We start from the raw sequence: 18,371 nt of genomic DNA on the forward strand, positions 1-18,371 counted from the left end.
AATGCCAACTTTTCGTTATCAAGGCCGCACGCTAGACGGCTCATCCACTAACGGCAAAATCGAAGCAGTGAACTCAGAAGCTGCGGCGGAAGCATTGATGAATAAAGGGGTCATCCCGCTCAATGTACGTTTAGAGAAAGAGTCGGCAAAAAGCCAAGTGAGCTTATCTAAGCTGTTTGTGCCTGCTATTCCGTTGGAAGTAATTATTCTTTTCTCTCGCCAGTTGTTTAGTTTGACTAAAGCTGGCGTACCTTTGCTGCGCTCTATGCGTGGCTTGTTGCAAAATTGCGAAAACAAACAGCTTAAAGAGGCGCTAGAAGATGTCGTTTCTGAACTGAGTAATGGCCGAGGTTTGTCTTCTGCGATGCAGCAACACAGTAAAGTATTCAGCCCACTGTTCGTTTCTATGATCAACGTCGGTGAGAATACGGGTCGGCTTGACCAAGCGCTATTGCAACTGGCGAATTACTACGAACAGGAACTTGAGACTCGTAAACGCATTAAAGCGGCGATGCGTTATCCGACGTTTGTCATTATCTTTATCACCATTGCCATGTTTGTATTGAATATCTTGGTGATCCCTGAGTTTGCATCGATGTTCATGCGCTTTGGGGTGGAGCTACCATTGCCGACGCGTATTTTGATCGCGACTTCTAATTTCTTTGTTAATTATTGGGTGTTGCTGGTTGTGGCAATGATTGGCGCGTTTACGGTGTTCAGAGCGTGGGTGGCGACGGCTGATGGTCGGGAGAAGTTCGATAAGTTTCGGCTTCGGCTGCCAATTGTAGGCGATATCGTTAATCGTGCGCAGCTTTCTCGTTTTGCCAGAACCTTTTCGTTGATGCTGAAATCAGGGGTGCCACTTAACCAGTCTTTGGCTTTGGCCGGGGAAGCCTTAGGGAACCGTTTTTTAGAAAACCGAATTCTTGAGATGAAGTCCGCGATTGAAGCGGGTAGCACCATTTCAGTGACGGCCATCAACAGTAAAATATTCACCCCATTGGTGATTCAGATGATTGCAGTAGGTGAAGAAACTGGTCGTATTGATGAGCTGCTGCTGGAAGTGTCGGATTTTTACGATCGAGAAGTCGATTACGATCTAAAAACACTGACCGCAAGAATAGAACCATTACTTTTGGTGATTGTCGCAGGCATGGTCATGGTGCTGGCATTGGGTATCTTCCTACCAATGTGGGGAATGCTCGACATCATCAAAGGCGGCTAATGCGTGGTTGAAAATCAAAGCCGAGCAACGCTTATTGTGTTTGGGGTTATTGCTACGATTATGGCGGTGGGTTTGGCGGTCAAATTACGTCCTGTGACCGAGCAAGCACAAGTAACTGGAGCGAAGTTAGCGAGAGTTTGGATGCAAGATAGTGTTCAGCGTTATCGTCAAGCTTGGCTAGTACAAGGCGAGCCAGAACATATGCTGATGGATGGCTTAAACCTTACTATGACTGAGGACGGGTTAGTGTCTCCCTTTACTCAGCAAGGTGTATTAGATTGTGGTTATTGGCTAGCGGTGCATTACCCCCAACGTAAAATAATGACCAACAAGTTAATAGATATCAGTGGAGTCATCAAAACTGATCGTTATGTCTGTCAATACACTTATGAAAATGGTCAGTCGATTGTAGTTATTTCAACAGCTAATCAACTGAAAATAGACGTCGAAATGTCGGCGGAGTGAATTTTTTGACACCTAATCACTATAATTGGTATTGAAAGTCGGTATAATGCAATCATTACCATAAGTAAGAAGCTGTAATAGAGGGTAAACAATAATGTGTTTTTCTCATTGCAGCATGAACTGAATAATGGCGAATCGTCATTCTGCTCAAGCGGTAGATACAGTATCCACTTCACGGTCAGTTTTAGTGAACGTTGCTGCCCCAAACCGTTTTGACAATATCCAAAATGGTCGCGTGACCTAAACGAAACTTTGCAGTTGTACTGCATGCTTACATAGAGAGAGTAAACAATGAAAAGACAAGGTGGTTTCACCCTTATCGAATTAGTAGTGGTAATTGTAATCCTAGGTATTCTAGCGGTCACTGCAGCACCACGTTTCCTTAACCTGCAAGATGATGCCCGTAATGCAACTCTAGAAGGTCTTTCTGGTGCAATCAAAGGTGCTGCGGGTATTGTATATGGTAAGGCTGCAATTGAAGGGGTAGAGGCTCAAGCGAAATCTGCAATTTCAGTTGGTAGTAATAGCATCAGCCTTGTATATGGTTATCCGTCAGCAACTAGTGCATCGATTAACCCGCTTGTTGATGGGCTGCAAGATGGTGGTGACTTTATTGCAATCAGCGGTGACGGTGATGATGCTTATTTTGGTATCAGTGGATACACCAAAAGCTGTGTTCATTACCAAAAGGCAGCAGAAGATGATGTGCCAGCAATTAAAGTAGTAGATAATGACGACAGTAACGTGTGTGATCCTACTAAGTAAGTCAATTTTGCTTTCAAAGGCCAGCTAGTCTGGCCTTTATCTCCTTATTTTGATGAATCTCGGAATAGCTCATATGCGTAAATCATCGGGTCTTAGTGCAATAGAGTTTGTGGTTGTGCTGATTATCTTGGGGGTGATCGGTTATGTGGTATTACCAAGATTTATCAGCTTCGAGCCAGAAACTTACGAAGCGAAGTGGGAGCAAACCAAGCAGACCGCTGAGCACGTTTCTGAAACGCTGAGCAATAAAGAAACTTACGATCGAATTGAAGAAGAGATTGGTCGTTCAAAAGGGCAAAATAACTAGACATTGGTTATTTGTTCGTCTGTTCACACTTCGAATCGAAAAATTATAAACCTATCATTAATCTCATAATTTCATCGTATACTTATCTCGCTTGTTCTAAGCCTAAGGTTGGGTTATGAAAATTCGCAGCTCTGCATTAGGGTTCACGTTAATGGAGTTAATCCTCGTGATTGTTCTCCTCTCTATCCTTTCACTTTTTGTAGCCAGCCGTTTTATGGGATCTGGCAATTTCTCTGCATATGCATTACAAGAACGCGTGATTTCTGTGATTCGCCAAGTGCAGGTGAATCGTATGCAGTCGAATATCAGCATCCCAAACAAGTCTTATCCTGAAAGGTGCCTACCTAGTAGCTACGAAGCTGGAGAGGACTCTAGCTACACTAATTTTTGTTTGTCGATTACAAGCTCTTGCATAGGGTCTAGTGCTGCATGCGGCCTGGCTAGCAAGGTAAAAGACACTCGTAGTGACATGGTTGTTGATAAATCCGCAAAGTTTTCACTGACCAACGCTGTAACTAATCCAATCGAGTTTGATTTATTGGGTAATCCAATAAACTCAGCGAGTGGTGGGGTTTCAATCCTGATTGAAGATAAGCATGGTCGAAGCCGCTGCCAAGTTGAAATTAATACTCAAGGTTATGTTTCAAAAGGTACATGCTCATGAAGAAATCTAGTGGCATGACTTTGATAGAAATGATCATCGCGATTGTTTTAATGGGCATTGCGATGGTGGCGTTTACTTCTTTTCTTGTCCCTCAAATTCGAGATTCCGCCATGCCTCATTATCAAACCCGCGCGGCCGCATTAGGCCAAGGTTTCATGTCTCAGATATTGGCGCGAGGCTTCGATGAAAACAGCGACTTTGATGGTGGCACCGTTCGGTGTGGTGAGAATGGAGTGAGCTGCACTGACGTAAATAAATTAGGTGCGGATAAAAAACTAGACGGTTCCTTGGAAACAACGCCTAGTGATTTCAATGATGTCGATGACTATATCGGGTGTTGGAGCACATCTACAACGGCTTCTCAGTGTGATGGTATCCCTAGAGGGAATATTAGTGATGTACTTGGTGCGGACAGTACTGAGCAGTACAAAAACTTTAGATTAGAAATTAGCGTTGCCTATGATGATCTGACGGATAAAGCTCCCGATGAAATAACCGAATACAAAAAAGTAACATTAAGGATTTTTGCGGGGAACACGCAGCCCCTTACTTTAACAGCTATTAAGGGGAACTACTGATGAAAGATCGTGGTTTCACCTTAATGGAAATGATAGTTACGATTGTGGTCGGCAGCTTCATCATGTTGGGGATAGCTGGGTATGTCCAGTTAGGAATGAAAGGTTACGCTGATACTATCGATCGCCAACGAATACAAACACAGGCTCAGTTTGTTTTAGAAAAGATGACGCGTGAAATCCGCCATGCTGTACCTAATAGTTTTCATGTGCCAAAAGGAACAACTAATTGTCTAGAGTTTGTGCCGATTGAATATTCTGGTTTTTACACGTTTAAGAATAACGACTTAGAGTTTTTGCTAGGTAATGACTCAACGCTTAATCCTATTCCTGCGAATCGCAGGATGGTGATAAATCCGAGCCGATATGAAGATTTACAATCAACTTCTTCGCGAAATATAGCCATTGGTGGTTTAGCTAAAACAGGTAAGGTTTTTGTTGTTAGTGGGGGGGCAAGTACGATTACGGGATCCTCTGTTTCTAGCCGTCTTTATATTTATCAAGAGAAGTCGGAGGTTCGCTACTGTTTTGATACCAAGCGAGTTACGCGAAATGGTATTACGGTTGCGGATAGTGTCGATACGTCCGTAAGTGGTATGCGTTATCTAGAGCCAACTCTGCAACGAGGTGGTTTAGTTCATATCAATTTAGAGTTTGAGCAGGATGGTGAATGTAGTGTGTATCAACAAGATGTGCAGGTGCTCAATGTCCCATAGAAGAAACTCCAGCGGAAATGTACTAATCATCGTGTTGTTCGTCATTATTGTAATGGGATATTTGGCTTCCTCTTTAATGAAAGTGACATGGTCGAATCAAAGCGGATTAACAAGAGAGTTTTTGGGAACAAAAGCTTGGTTTGTTGCTCAGTCTGCAAATGAGTGGGCATTGACCAAGATGTATCCGTTAAATGCCAGTACAACAGATATCGCGACCGTATGTAGTGGGGAGGTCAGCGGTGCCGTTCCGCTGGTAGCTGTGGGAAGTGGGTGCAAGGTTAATGCGATGGCATGTACAAATATAGGTACTTTCAATGAGGGTACCCCTGATGCTGAATCTCTTTTTAAGGTGCAGGCCACGGCAACGTGTGGTTCTGGGGCTACACAGGTACAGCGTCAGCAAGAGGTTTGGGTAAAGGATTAGAATAATGAAAAAGACCATACTATTTTTAATTTCGCTATCACTATCTGCCTTTTCATACGCGGATACTTGGCAAGCTACGGAGTCTTGTTCGGTCCATCTAAAAGAGTCATTTTCGGTCGAAGCTAATTACCAGGTGGCAGTGAGTAATGGTGCTATTTACTTGAAAAAGCAGGGAAAGGGCAACGTCACTCTCTATCCGCTCTGGTCCGTTGAAAACTACTACCGCAGCTCTTACCGAGGAATATTCCATGAGCAGGATCTGGAGCCCGGCCAGAAGTACGTAGTTCGTATTGAATATGATAACGTTGCGAAGCATGGACATACGTATACGGCGGATTTGGCTTATTTGCTTTATAAAGAAGGCTTGCTTGTAAAAGAAGTTACCGCTAAAGGCCAATCTTTTTCACAAGTTTCAGATAGCGCTGACGTTTTGTTTGAAATCGGTAATGGGTTATCTGATTTAGATTGTGAGCCTGGGGCAAGGCCTACTCCTCCCATCCCTCCAGCATCAAGCTTTGCTGTACCGGATCACGTGTGTCAACTTTTCCCTGAACCTATCCAAGGCTGGCAGCAGGAAGAAAGCAAACTGATTGTGACTAATTCAACTGTCAGGACGTTGGGCTGGTCTGACGAGTATCTTGCCGACAACCGTAACTATTATACCTATAAACAAAACTGGAACAGCGGCAGCGAGTGGCCAAACCTGCGTGTGGGTTTTGATAAGGGGGAGCAAGCCTCTAACTTATATCAGTATGGAACACCCCAGATATGTAACGGTATGGGCTGTTTCCCGGGTGACGGTCTGGGTGGAAAAGATGAACAATCTGGTCATGATGGCCTAGTTGAGGTGCGTAAGGCGCTCAAACCTACGGCGTTGAATGTTAAATTTAGTGCCAGTAAGAAACTGACCATTCGTATGCAGCCAGAGGATAGTAACTATTACGGTAAGGTTTGTTCCCCATCATCAGATTTATGTGGTTATCAGCAGAGTGGCAACGACGTCACTATTTATCTTAAGCGCGATGTGCGACGGTTAGATATCAACGGCTACAACACCGATAAAACAGTGGAGTTAAAAATCGACGGTGAGCGGAAGATCAAAAATCTGGTGTATGAGTCAGGGGATCATTTGTCGCTTTACTTAACTGATAACGCAGTGTTGACGGTGAAGCGGTTTAAAAATAAGGGCGCTAAGCCTAAGCTAATTTTTGGCAGTGATGTTACCTGGAACGTGGTCGGTACAGACCAAGCGCCAGGCTCGTATACCGGAAATGATGCGGACTTCAAACTCGAAGATGCCTATTTTGACTACCGCACTACGCAAAATGATTTGGTATTACCGGTGATCTATGGGCCGCAAGCCAGCGCGCACTTCAAAACTGCTGCCTCGCAACAGTTTAAAGGCTTCATTATTGCTAAGAGCTTGGTGCTGGACACCAGCGAGCAAATTTATGGTGCAGTCACAAGCCGTTGGCTTGATATGCGAGGTTCAACTCAAGTTGTCAAACCGGACTATCCGCAGCCGTGCTGGACGCCGCCGCAGCCTAAGCAGTGTAAGCCATTACCACCCGAAAACTTCGATAACGGCAGCCTGGCCAACTGGTCAGTGATGGGTTTTGAAAGCAGTACCCAGCCGCAGACGAACAATGGGCGTTTCAGGCTGAATGAAAGTATACGTCGTCAGGCAACGGCGTCGGCCTACAATTATGTCTTTCCATCGGCACAAAACTATTTGCAGATTGAGTTTGATCATTACGCCTTTGGTGGTGATGGTGCTGATGGTATAGCTCTGGTGCTGTCGGATGCCAATGTGCTGCCGAAAACCGGTGCCTTTGGCGGCCCGCTGGGCTACGGGATGAAGCTGCAGAAAAACCACAGCGAAGAAGTGACTAAAGACATTGAAGGCTTTGCTGGAGGTTGGCTAGGAATCGGTCTTGATGAATACGGTAACTATTACCGTACTGGTGGAGAGGTTGTTGATAAATATTCACCACGAAAACAGAACTTGATAGGTGTTCGTGGTCCCGGCTCCACGGACTCAAATGGTCAGTGGCTTAAGGGCTATAAATACATTAAGGGCTATGAACCTAGTCGAAAAGATCTGCCAGTTGAAGATATTGATGGTCCCCGCAGTGGCTTACATAAATACAGAATCGTGCTCAACTCACGTGAGTCAGGTAAATATTATCTCACGGTCGAAAGAAAAATAGATACAGGAGAATGGAAAACACTAATCGAGAAGTTTGATGTACTTCAGCAGGGCAGCTTTAATACGGTGCCAGAGAACTTCCGCCTTTCTGTCACCGCATCAACCGGTTGGTCGACCAATACTCATGAGATTGATAACTTCCAGGTTTGTGCCGATGAGGCCATCCCACTGACCGAAGGCATCCACCACTTTGAGTTTGATTATTCGGGCTCAGGCAGCACTTGTCAGGCCTCTCAAGTGGAGCTGCGAGCGTGCATGAATGCGGACTGTAGCAAGCGCTATCCGCGCGACGCATACAATAACGGGATGCTTAAGCCACTCAATGTGACGCTGACGCCTTCGGCGGGGCATGACATTGCTAACTGGGTCGGTGGTACACAGGTAACTGTTCAAAACCAGAAGGAATTAGCGCTACAGGCTTCGGAATCTGGCACTATTACCATGGGCGTGGCCAGCAGCTCGGTACCGCAGTTTGGTTTTGAAGGTGCACGCTGTCGTATTAATGGCGGCGAGCTCTTGGCAGAGAACTGTGAGGTGACTTTCGTTAAGAATGTTTTAGCGGTCAACGTGGCCGATGTGGTGGCCAACCGCCAGAGCCAGGGTGAGGATCACTTGTCGTTCTGTTCTGCTCAGGCAGATGCGGACGGTGAGTCGCGCAACGTGAGAATGTCGATGGCGTATGAAGTTGCACCGGTTGATAAAACTCAGCCGGTGTCGATCTGGTACAAGAGAAAGGTCGGCAACAACACGGTCGACTGGACAAGTGAGCCAACTTTACTTAAGACACAAAGTACAGTGTTGAAAAATGTGTATTTTGACTCGCAGGGCAAGGCGTACTTTAAAATTAAGTATCCGGAAGCAGGTAAAGTGAAGCTCAATGCGAGCGTCGATGGTGTGGGCGATTCTGCTGGCTTTGCCAGCTTTGTCAGCTTCCCTGAGTATCTGAAGCTAACAGCAACCAAAGCGGATAAAAACGGTACCTGCACCAAGGCCATTTCTGGCTGTAGCAACAGTTTTGTTGCCGCTGGTGAGTTGTTTGACCTGACCGTGACCGCCTATCAGGCGGCGGATGAAAATACAGAAAAGGTCGCCAAAAACTACCAGGAGCCGGCCATTACCATCGCCAACAGCGTGAAATACCCGGCTGAGGGGGCGTCAGCCACGCTGTTGAATACCTCATTGCCGGAGGGGAGCAAATGGGCCAATGGTAAGGTGATGCTGCCGCAGTCGGTCTCGGAAGTCGGCGCATTTGAATTTAGCGTAGCTGCACCAGTTGCGAGTGATGAAAACGGCAAACCGCTGGGTACCTCAAGCTATTTAGGTAGTAGCGCGTTCAAAATTAAGGATGCAATAGCGACAATAGGTCGCTTCTATCCGGCTTACTTTAACGTTACGGAAACCAACTGGGACTATCCGGATAACCAGGGAGAGTCGGCCTACATGGGGCAGGCTTTCGATTCGGTAAGCTTTGCTGTGACCGCCTATAATGCCAGTGGCGGCGCGACACAAAACTACGGTTTGTTTGCTAGTGGATTAAAAGCCGATTTCTATCTGTCCGGTGAACATTCGGATCGCTTGAATATCGCGAATGCGGATCTCGGCGATAAAAACTGGAGCGGCGCGGTGTGGCGTAAGCAGTGGGATAATTCGGTTCAATGGAGCAAACCAATTTTGCCCGATGGGCCGTTTAACTCGAAAGTGGTGGCGGACAAATCTACCAGTACCACGATTAGCCTATCACTGAGCAATTCTGGTGGTAAAACCAGTAGCTATGTTGACCCGACATTATTCAGGTTTAAAAGTAGCGTTAACGGCAATGAACAATTGACTACCAGCGTGGCACAAGTGTTGCTGGCACAACCGGATGTTCGCTTTGGTCGCGTTGATCTAGATGATGTAGGTGGTAATCAAGGTTCGACATTACATGTGCCACTTCGAGTTGAGTACTGGAATGGTAGCCGCTTTATTGCTAACTCTGATGACAGCCAGACAAAAGTTATGGGATTGATGGAAAAGGATTCCTTGAGTCACATTTGGCCGACAGATAACAGTGCAAAAGAGGTAACTCTAGGCGATGGCGGGACTGTTTCTTCAGGTTCTTCTCGCTCTATTACTGCAACTCAAGCTGAACCATACCGTCAGCAAACACGCGTTTGGTTAGATCTTGATGATTCAAAAAATGGCTTACCTTGGCTCAAGTACAACTGGGACAATAAGAAAGCTGGTGAAGAAAACCCATCCTCCGTCGTCACCTTTGGTATTCATCGTGGTAACGATCGCGTGATTTACCGTGGTGAGCCAGGGTTAACCGGACAGTAACAACTTAGGTTTTTGCCCTTAAGTTAGGAAACTGCAAGAAATTGAGGCTTTCTGCTCATGTTTGTGTACCAATACCTTGCTGTGACAGCGAGGCATTGGTACATTTAGAGCAATTTTTGTCTTCTATATTTTTGCAGGATGAGCGAAGAGTATGTTTAAGAAACTTCGTGGCATGTTTTCTAACGATCTATCTATCGATTTAGGTACAGCCAACACTCTAATTTACGTAAAAGGGCAAGGAATTGTCCTTGATGAACCTTCTGTAGTTGCTATTCGTCAAGATCGTGTAGGTTCTGCAAAAAGCGTTGCTGCAGTCGGTCACGCAGCAAAACAGATGCTTGGTCGTACACCTGGCAACATTTCCGCTATTCGCCCAATGAAAGACGGCGTAATCGCTGACTTCTACGTAACCGAAAAAATGCTTCAGCACTTTATCAAGCAAGTGCACGATAACAGCATCCTAAAGCCAAGCCCACGTGTTCTTGTTTGTGTTCCTTGTGGTTCTACCCAAGTTGAGCGTCGCGCAATTCGTGAATCAGCACTTGGTGCTGGTGCGCGTGAAGTTTACCTAATCGACGAGCCAATGGCGGCGGCAATTGGTGCTGGTTTACGCGTATCTGAGCCGACAGGTTCAATGGTGGTCGATATCGGTGGTGGTACAACTGAAGTTGCCGTTATCTCTCTAAACGGTGTGGTTTACTCATCGTCTGTACGTATCGGTGGTGACCGCTTTGATGAAGCTGTGATCAACTACGTACGTCGTAACTACGGCAGCTTGATTGGTGAAGCAACGGCTGAAAAGATCAAACACGAAATCGGTTCTGCTTACCCTGGTGATGAAGTTCAAGAGATTGAAGTTCGCGGTCGTAACCTTGCAGAGGGTGTGCCACGCAGCTTTAGCTTGAACTCAAACGAGATCCTAGAAGCGCTTCAAGAGCCGCTATCTGGCATCGTATCAGCAGTCATGGTTGCACTAGAACAGTGTCCACCAGAGCTTGCTTCAGACATTTCTGAAAACGGTATGGTACTAACCGGTGGTGGTGCACTACTTAAAGACCTAGACCGTCTACTAATGGAAGAAACTGGTATTCCTGTGGTTATCGCGGAAGATCCACTAACGTGTGTTGCGCGTGGTGGCGGTAAAGCTCTAGAAATGATCGACATGCACGGTGGCGATCTGTTCTCTGAAGAATAAAGGTTTAGGTGAAGCTCATGTCGGGCTTCACCTTCATTTCTGCTCTCTCTGTAATTCAAACATGCTCCATACCTAAAAGTATTTAGTTAAGTATTTTTAGGTTGCCAAGTAAGGCTCAATAATCATGGAAGCAATCAGGTCAAAAACAAGATGAAACCGATTTTCGGCAGAGGTCCGTCTCTGCAATTACGTCTGTTTTTTGCTGTCATCGTGTCGGCGAGCTTAATGCTGGCCGATAGTCGTCTAGATACGTTTTCCAACGTTCGATACCTACTAAACAGTATGGTTGCACCGATTCAGTACGCAGCGAATTTGCCTCGTAGTATGTTCGATGGCGTATTTGAACGTTTTAATTCTCATCAGGCATTGGTTGAAGGCAATCGCAGCTTAAAGCGAGAAGTGTTGCGCCTGAAAAGCGAGCTTATCTTGCTCGACCAATATAAAGAAGAAAACCAACGCCTACGTAAGTTGTTAGGATCTTCATTTGTCCGTGATGAAAAGAAAGTCGTGACAGAAGTAATGGCGGTTGATACTTCACCTTATCGTCATCAAGTGGTGATCGATAAAGGCCGTATTGATGGTGTTTACGTTGGTCAGCCTGTTATCAACGAGAAAGGCATTGTTGGTCAGGTCACGTTTGTCGCAGCGCACAACGCACGTGTTCTTCTGCTAACGGACGCGAAAAATGCAATTCCTGTCCAGGTGATCCGCAATGATATCCGAGTGATCGCATCGGGCAATGGGGAAATGGATGAAATCCAACTAGAGCACATTCCAACCAGCACAGATATTCAGGTTGGTGATTTATTGGTGACATCCGGTTTAGGTGGCATTTACCCTGAGGGATATCCAGTCGCGACGGTTACCAATGTGGATCACGATACGCGTCAAGAGTTCGCTTCAATCAAGGCTGAGCCGGTTGTGGAGTTTGATCGCTTACGCTACCTACTGCTGATTTGGCCGAATGAAGACCGTCAACACAAAGTACTGCGGTCCAATGTAGATGAAGGGTTAGAGCAAGAACAAGAGGTAACCGATGGCCAATAATGTATTGAGTAGCCGAATGGTGATTGGCGTCAGTTTCTTCGTTGCGCTGGTACTGCAAACCATTCCATGGCCAGGTGTGTTAGATGTGTTACGTCCGTCATGGTTGTTCCTTGTCACGTGTTATTGGGTGTTGGCACTACCGCACCGAGTGAACGTCGGAACTGCGCTAGTGTTGGGCTTATTGTGGGATATCTTGATCGGCTCAACGCTTGGAATTCGTGGCATGATGATGTCGATCGTTATCTACCTTGTGGCGCTGAATTTCCTGTTGATTCGCAACATGGCATTGTGGCAACAGTCGATTTTAATTGCCTTTTTTACTGCGTTATTGGAAGTTTTGATATTCTGTGGGGAATATTTGAACCAGGACGTAGTATTTAATCCATTATCTCTGTGGACGGCGGCAATAAACTGTATACTTTGGCCATGGATGTTTTTATTAATGCGACGAGTTCGTCGTGCATGGCACGTAAGGTAAAGCGGTGAAGAAAAGCTTATCTCTCGTTCTCGCATCGGGTTCTCCGAGAAGAAAAGAGCTGCTTGCTCAACTGGGTTATGATTTTGAGATCGTATTGCCTGATATTGAGGAAGCCAAACAGGCTCATGAGCAAGCACGAGATTACGTGTTGCGTCTTTCTTTGGAAAAAGCTCAGGCAGGCTTAGCGTTGGCTAAGCCTGATTCCGTTGTATTGGGCTCTGATACGGTCGTAGTATGCGATGACCGTGTGCTAGAAAAACCAAAAAGTTTTGAAGATTCAAAGCGTATGCTTACTGACTTATCCGGTCGTCGTCATCAAGTGATGACTGCGGTGAGCGTTGTATCATCGGAACAACAACATTCAGTGGTCGTTACCACTGACGTGTGGTTCAAACCACTGACTCACGAAGAAATCGAACAATATTGGCAGTCAGGAGAGCCATGCGATAAAGCTGGAAGTTATGGTATTCAGGGACTCGGAGGGCGATTTGTCACCCGAATCGAAGGCAGTTATCACGCTGTAGTAGGCTTACCTTTGTTCGAAACCGATCAGCTAATTCAAGAATTTTTATAATTGTTTTGAGGTGTGCACATGAGTGCAGAATTGCTGCTTAACGTGACCCCGAGTGAAACTCGTGTGGCCATGATTGAAGGTGGAGTACTACAAGAAATACATATCGAGCGCGAATCGCGTCGCGGTATTGTGGGCAATATATACAAAGGCAAAGTAAGCCGAGTGTTACCAGGTATGCAGGCGGCTTTCGTCGACATTGGTTTAGATAAAGCGGCGTTTTTACATGCGTCAGATATTGTTCCTCATACCGAATGTGTGGCAGAAAACGAAAAACAGCAGTTTCAAGTCCGTGATATCTCTGAACTGGTACGCCAGGGACAAGACATTGTTGTGCAAGTGGTCAAAGATCCGCTCGGCACGAAAGGTGCGCGTTTAACGACGGATATCACCTTACCTTCGCGTTATCTTGTTTTTATGCCGGGGGCCAGCCATGTCGGTGTTTCGCAGCGTATTGAAAGTGAGAAAGAGCGTGAGCGTTTGAAAAAGGTGGTGAACCATTACTGCGATGAGCACGGTGGTTTTATCATTCGTACCGCGGCAGAAGGCGCTGATGAAAAAGAGCTATCTCAAGATGCGGCATTTCTAAAGCGTTTGTGGCTAAAAGTCATGGAGCGTCGCTCAAAATACAAAACGCGTTCAACACTTTACGGTGAACTCGGCTTAGCTCAACGCATTCTGCGTGACTTTGTTGGCACAGAGCTCGATAAGATCATGGTCGACTCCCGCCTTGAATACGAGAACCTGAAAGAATTCACTTCTGAGTATGTACCGGAGTTAACAGATAAGCTTGAGCTTTACGAAGGTGACAAGCCAATCTTTGACATGTACGACACCGAAAACGAAATTCAGCGTTCTTTAGAGCGCAAGGTCGAGCTAAAATCGGGCGGCTATTTGATCATCGATCAAACCGAAGCCATGACCACCATCGACATCAACACGGGTGCATTTGTTGGTCGTCGTAATCTCGAAGAGACTATCTTCAATACCAATATAGAGGCAACGCAAGCTATTGCGCGTCAGCTACGTTTACGTAACCTCGGCGGTATCATCATTATTGATTTTATCGATATGGCATCCGAAGAGCATCGTCAGCGAGTACTTACCTCACTGGAAACGGCGCTGGCGAAAGACCGAGTAAAAACCAACATCAACGGCTTTACCCAGCTTGGCTTAGTTGAAATGACGCGCAAGCGCACACGAGAAAGTATTGAACATATCTTGTGTTCTGGCTGTCCTACTTGTGAAGGCCGTGGCAGCGTGAAAACGGTCGAAACCGTATGCTTTGAGATATTACGCGAGATTACTCGTGTGAACCGTGCTTACGACGCCGATAATTTTGTCGTGTACGCATCGCCGTTTGTTGCTGAAGCGCTATTGGGCGATGAGTCTCATGCGTTGGCTGAGCTCGAAGTATTTATTGGCAAGCAAGTGCGAGTTCAGGCTGAACCCCTGTACATTCAGGAACAGTTTGACGTCGTAATGATGTAATTTGGAACATTTGTGAATTCTGGTGTTAACCGTTTTGGGCGTTTTTGTGCGTGGAGTTTAGTTACTGTATTGGTGTTATTAGCCATATTAGTAACCACGCTTCGCGTCACACTGCCGCAACTTAACCATTTCCAAGATGAGATCAAAACCTGGGTCAAACAAGGCACAGGTTTTGACGTTTCTATTGCCAATGTCGCAGGGACGTGGCGCAATAATCATCCCTCAATTGCGTTACTGGGTTTAGAGGCAAATCTACCAAACGTGCAAGATGCACGCTTCGCTGTTGAAGAAGTCCAAATTGAGTTCGACCTTATTCAATCTCTTTTTCAACTTAAACCTGTAGTTGCAGACCTTACCATTCATAACCTCGCTTTAGACATTCACACGGTAGACATTCTGCCGACTTCTCATCGTCAAGAACCGAAGCCTGAAGTGGATAAGAGCGAAGTGAAACTCATTGACGAACTCGACTCACTTCTTTTACGTCAGTTCGAAGACTTCACTATTAGCGATTCACGGATTTGGTATAAGTCTGTGTCAGGTGAAACTCGCCGTTTAGATATTGAGCAGCTTCGTTGGAGCAATCAAGGGAAACGTCACGTAGCCGAAGGCACGGTTAGCATTGCCGATGTTCGCCTGAACTCATTATTAGTAAGCGCTAACTTTAAAGATCATGGCTCGTTGCGCGATGTATCTGGTGAGTTTTACGTGAGTGCTCAAGATGTCTCGGTCACACCTTGGCTGACCACTTACATGCAAGAAGAGTCAGGAGCAGAATCGGGTAAAGTCAGCTTAAATACTTGGCTGACGCTCAAACATAGCCAACCGCATGATGCTTATGTTGAATTGCTGCCTTCCGAGTTGGTGTGGAATGAAGATGGACATCATGAGCTGTTTATTGAGTCTGGAATTTTCAATCTTCGACCAGATAAACAAGGCTGGAAAGTAAATGGCCACTCACTTCAGATCAGAACCGATAATACCCCTTGGCCAGAGCTAGACGTCGCGTTTGATTGGCAACCAAACGGCTGGATGCTTAATCTCTCTCAACTCGACATCGAAGCACTCATTCCGCTCATCAAGCTGGCTCCGGAGTCAGAGTCGACCAGTGACCTTATTAACAAACTAGCACCGAAAGGTCGGGTCGAAGATGTCCGATTGTCAATGAACGGTGGTTTAGACACCTTACGCTACTCGGCTGAACTGGATGAACTCGCGATGACACAATGGGAGCTCCTACCCGGGTTTCATCACCTACAGGGCTGCGTATCGGGGGATGTGAATCAAGCTAAAGCAAAAGTCACCGTCATTGATGATGTCTTTCCGTACGGCGATGTATTCCAAGCTCCGCTGAATATCAAACAAGGTGAAGTCGATATTATCTGGCAGCAAGATGATGCGGGTTGGCGTTTGTGGTCGGATAAAGTGACGGCAGCAACGCCTGATCTTCAAGTCTTGGGGGCATTCCGTCTTGATTTTCCAAAAGAACAAAGCCCATTTTTATCGTTCTATGCCGAAGCGGATCTCTACAACGCGGGTGAAACATGGCGCTATCTACCGACTCTGGCACTTGGACAAGACTTGACAGACTATCTTTCGACCGCGATTCAGGGCGGAAAAGTGAATACAGCGAAATTGTTGTGGTATGGCGAGTTAGGTGATTTTCCTTACAAAGAACATAATGGCATGTTCCAAGCTTGGGTTGGATTAAAAGACGCGAAATTTAGCTTTGATACGGCATGGCCAACCATCACGGATTTGCAGCTAGACTTGCTGTTTGAAAATGATGCCATGTATTTGGATTCAAAATCAGCCACACTAAATGGCGTTCATGCCAAGCGTATCACTGGGCGAATCCCTGAGTTGGCAGAAGGTGGACACATCGAGATTGAAGCGAAAGCAAGCGCGCCGGGTAATGAAGTCCGTGACTACATGATGGCGACGCCATTAGTGGATTCAGTCGGTGCCGCATTGACAGCGCTGCAAGTGAGTGGTCCCGTTTACTCTGAGTTTCAACTCAATATACCGTTTGATTTTGAGAAAGAGTCTCGCGCTTGGGGTTATGCCGATTTAACAGAAAATCGTGTTGATGTTGAAGCGCCGCCAATGACGCTTGAAAACGCCACAGGGCGTATCACCTTCGACAATGATGTGGTTACCACATCGGGTTTGTCGGCCGAATTATTACAACAGCCTATCTCTCTTGATTTCCATGGAGAGAGTGCGGAGCAAGGCTACAACGTGACAATTAATACACTAGGAGATTGGGATGTCGAGCCTCTCAAACCCTATGTCGGTGAGCGTTGGTTAAACCTTGTTTCTGGCCATGCGCCGTGGCAAATGGATATTGACTTGCAACTCAATGATGTTGGTTTCACTTATCAGCTTGAAGTGCTGGCGCAGCTAAATCGTCTGGCTAGTCAATATCCTTATCCTTTAGCGAAAAAAATTGGTGAGTCTGGGCAAGCGAAACTGCAAGCATCCGGCAACCAAGAGAGTATTTCAGCACGACTACAGATCCCAAATGTTAAGTATCAAACTGAGATAGATATCGCTGGCGATGTCCCGGTTCTGACTGCGACTCATTTAATGGTTGGCAAAGGTGGCTTCCGGATTAGTCCTATTGTCGGGCACGATGCTTCGGTGCGTGTCGAAGAACTGAATTTAGACCAATGGGCGGAGCTTGCGCAGGTCTCTGAGAGCAAGCCTTCATCGTCTGTTTTGGCAAGCATGAAAACGCCGACCATTCCATTGCCGACACGCATTGAAGTTGAAACGCCAAACTTACAGCTCGGTGGGATTGAGTTTCATGATGTGGATTTTTCAGCAAGCAAGAAAAATTTGAGTTGGCAACTCGATGTGGACAGTCAAGAGGTTAAAGGGAAAGCTAACTATCTGAAACCCTATGATCTATCGGTCTCTCTAGAGCACTTGCATCTGTACATCCCAGGGTTTGAAGAGATGACCAAAGAGCGCAGTTCAATCTTTGCGAGTGAAGATCAAAACGCACCTTTGATTACCAATTTTGACCGCAAGTTTCACGCAGAGATGCCAAACTTAACTTTGAACATCGATGATTTTTGGCTGCAAGGTTACAAAGTGGGCAAAGTTAATGTTGATTTGCAGCGTCGCGAGAACCGCTTGGAGTGGAAAAATATCACCTTTAGTAGCGGCAAAAACCGCATTGATATGAGTGGTTGGTGGGACCTGACGAAAGAGAGTAGTCATTCCAACTTAACCATGAAAATGAAAGGTGATAACAACACCGATCTTATGGAGCGCTTTGGTATTACATCAGGCATTCAACAAGCACCATTTGAGATCAATGCCAATATGGAATGGGACGGCGCACCTTGGTCAATGAAGACACAAACCTTGCAAGGAAACGTCTCAACGGAATTTGGTAAAGGCGTGATCAGTGAAGTTAGTGGTGCGGCACGCTTGTTAGGCTTGTTTAGCTTGGATTCTATCATCCGTAAGATGCAGCTCGACTTTACCGACGTATTCGATAAAGGCATGGCATTCAACTCGATCACGGGAACGGGCAAAATCCAAGACGGTGTGTTTATCACCAATGATATTGTAATGGATGCGTTAGCAGGGGAAATGCAAATCCGCGGCATCGCTAATATGAACAGCAGAATGGTTGATGCGGAAGTGAAATTCACACCAGACATCACATCAGGCCTACCAATGCTGACCGCGTTTGCCGTTGCGCCTCAAACTGCTTTGTATGTCTTGGCCATCTCTACGGTGATATCTCCGGTGGTTGAGGTCTTCACTCAAGTCAATTATGAAGTGAAAGGCCCACTAGATTCACCAACGGTGAAAGAAATTTCGCGAAGTAAAGGTGAATACAAGCTGCCAGAAAAACTGCGTGAACAGGCCAAATAACTCACCGAATATAATGGAATAGGGAG

15 protein-coding genes are annotated in these 18,371 nt (G+C 46.0%); all 15 read left to right on the plus strand.

The features are described from left to right. Window position 1: 1 nt before the first annotated feature. The 15 genes from R7Z47_RS18300 to R7Z47_RS18370 all read left to right on the plus strand — a co-directional run bounded on the left by R7Z47_RS18300 (window position 2) and on the right by R7Z47_RS18370 (window position 18,345). On the plus strand, window positions 2-1,225 hold the full coding sequence (locus R7Z47_RS18300; RefSeq protein ID WP_225474125.1) for a type II secretion system F family protein: 1,224 nt from the start codon (window positions 2-4) through the stop codon (window positions 1,223-1,225). Between the two features lie 3 nt (window positions 1,226-1,228). Continuing rightward, window positions 1,229-1,690 (plus strand): MSHA biogenesis protein MshF, encoded by a 462-nt coding sequence (locus R7Z47_RS18305; protein ID WP_262607050.1) that lies wholly within the window; start codon window positions 1,229-1,231, stop codon window positions 1,688-1,690. A 291-nt stretch (window positions 1,691-1,981) separates the two neighbouring features. Next, window positions 1,982-2,455: a prepilin-type N-terminal cleavage/methylation domain-containing protein gene (locus tag R7Z47_RS18310; protein WP_025631920.1), complete on the plus strand. Its 474-nt coding sequence runs from the start codon at window positions 1,982-1,984 to the stop codon at window positions 2,453-2,455. 73 nt (window positions 2,456-2,528) lie between these two features. Beyond that, complete coding sequence (locus R7Z47_RS18315) at window positions 2,529-2,762, plus strand: type II secretion system protein (RefSeq protein WP_005388453.1); 234 nt, start codon at window positions 2,529-2,531, stop codon at window positions 2,760-2,762. 115 nt (window positions 2,763-2,877) lie between these two features. After that, on the plus strand, window positions 2,878-3,426 hold the full coding sequence (locus R7Z47_RS18320; protein WP_262607049.1) for a type II secretion system protein: 549 nt from the start codon (window positions 2,878-2,880) through the stop codon (window positions 3,424-3,426). Beyond that, window positions 3,423-4,004: a type II secretion system GspH family protein gene (locus tag R7Z47_RS18325; RefSeq protein WP_262607048.1), complete on the plus strand. Its 582-nt coding sequence runs from the start codon at window positions 3,423-3,425 to the stop codon at window positions 4,002-4,004. The genes R7Z47_RS18320 and R7Z47_RS18325 overlap by 4 nt, the downstream gene beginning before the upstream one ends. Continuing rightward, window positions 4,004-4,717 (plus strand): PilW family protein, encoded by a 714-nt coding sequence (locus R7Z47_RS18330; protein WP_262607047.1) that lies wholly within the window; start codon window positions 4,004-4,006, stop codon window positions 4,715-4,717. The genes R7Z47_RS18325 and R7Z47_RS18330 overlap by 1 nt, the downstream gene beginning before the upstream one ends. Continuing rightward, window positions 4,707-5,141 (plus strand): hypothetical protein, encoded by a 435-nt coding sequence (locus R7Z47_RS18335; RefSeq protein ID WP_064368795.1) that lies wholly within the window; start codon window positions 4,707-4,709, stop codon window positions 5,139-5,141. The genes R7Z47_RS18330 and R7Z47_RS18335 overlap by 11 nt, the downstream gene beginning before the upstream one ends. Before the next feature lie 4 nt (window positions 5,142-5,145). Further along, window positions 5,146-9,669, plus strand: a complete 4,524-nt coding sequence (locus R7Z47_RS18340; RefSeq protein WP_318130385.1) for a DUF6701 domain-containing protein — start codon at window positions 5,146-5,148, stop codon at window positions 9,667-9,669. A gap of 151 nt (window positions 9,670-9,820) precedes the next feature. Continuing rightward, window positions 9,821-10,864, plus strand: a complete 1,044-nt coding sequence (locus R7Z47_RS18345) for a rod shape-determining protein (RefSeq protein ID WP_005381144.1) — start codon at window positions 9,821-9,823, stop codon at window positions 10,862-10,864. Window positions 10,865-11,014: 150 nt separating this feature from the next. After that, window positions 11,015-11,911 carry a rod shape-determining protein MreC gene (gene mreC / locus R7Z47_RS18350; protein WP_005381142.1) on the plus strand — a complete coding sequence of 299 codons (897 nt, stop codon included), beginning with the start codon at window positions 11,015-11,017 and terminating at the stop codon, window positions 11,909-11,911. Further along, the gene (gene mreD / locus R7Z47_RS18355; RefSeq protein ID WP_005381141.1) at window positions 11,901-12,389 is read left to right on the plus strand and encodes a rod shape-determining protein MreD; all 489 of its coding nucleotides are present in this window, start codon (window positions 11,901-11,903) and stop codon (window positions 12,387-12,389) included. Before mreC ends, mreD begins: the two co-directional genes overlap by 11 nt. A gap of 4 nt (window positions 12,390-12,393) precedes the next feature. Beyond that, window positions 12,394-12,963, plus strand: a complete 570-nt coding sequence (locus tag R7Z47_RS18360; RefSeq protein ID WP_005381139.1) for a Maf family protein — start codon at window positions 12,394-12,396, stop codon at window positions 12,961-12,963. Window positions 12,964-12,981: 18 nt separating this feature from the next. After that, complete coding sequence (rng, locus tag R7Z47_RS18365; protein WP_005381138.1) at window positions 12,982-14,451, plus strand: ribonuclease G; 1,470 nt, start codon at window positions 12,982-12,984, stop codon at window positions 14,449-14,451. Between the two features lie 12 nt (window positions 14,452-14,463). Beyond that, window positions 14,464-18,345, plus strand: coding sequence for a YhdP family protein (locus R7Z47_RS18370; RefSeq protein ID WP_318130387.1), 3,882 nt, complete (start codon window positions 14,464-14,466; stop codon window positions 18,343-18,345). Window positions 18,346-18,371: the final 26 nt, after the last annotated feature.

The sequence above is a fragment of the Vibrio sp. 1641 genome, assembly GCF_033339995.1.
In the GTDB taxonomy this organism is placed as follows: Bacteria; Pseudomonadota; Gammaproteobacteria; order Enterobacterales; family Vibrionaceae; genus Vibrio; species Vibrio alginolyticus.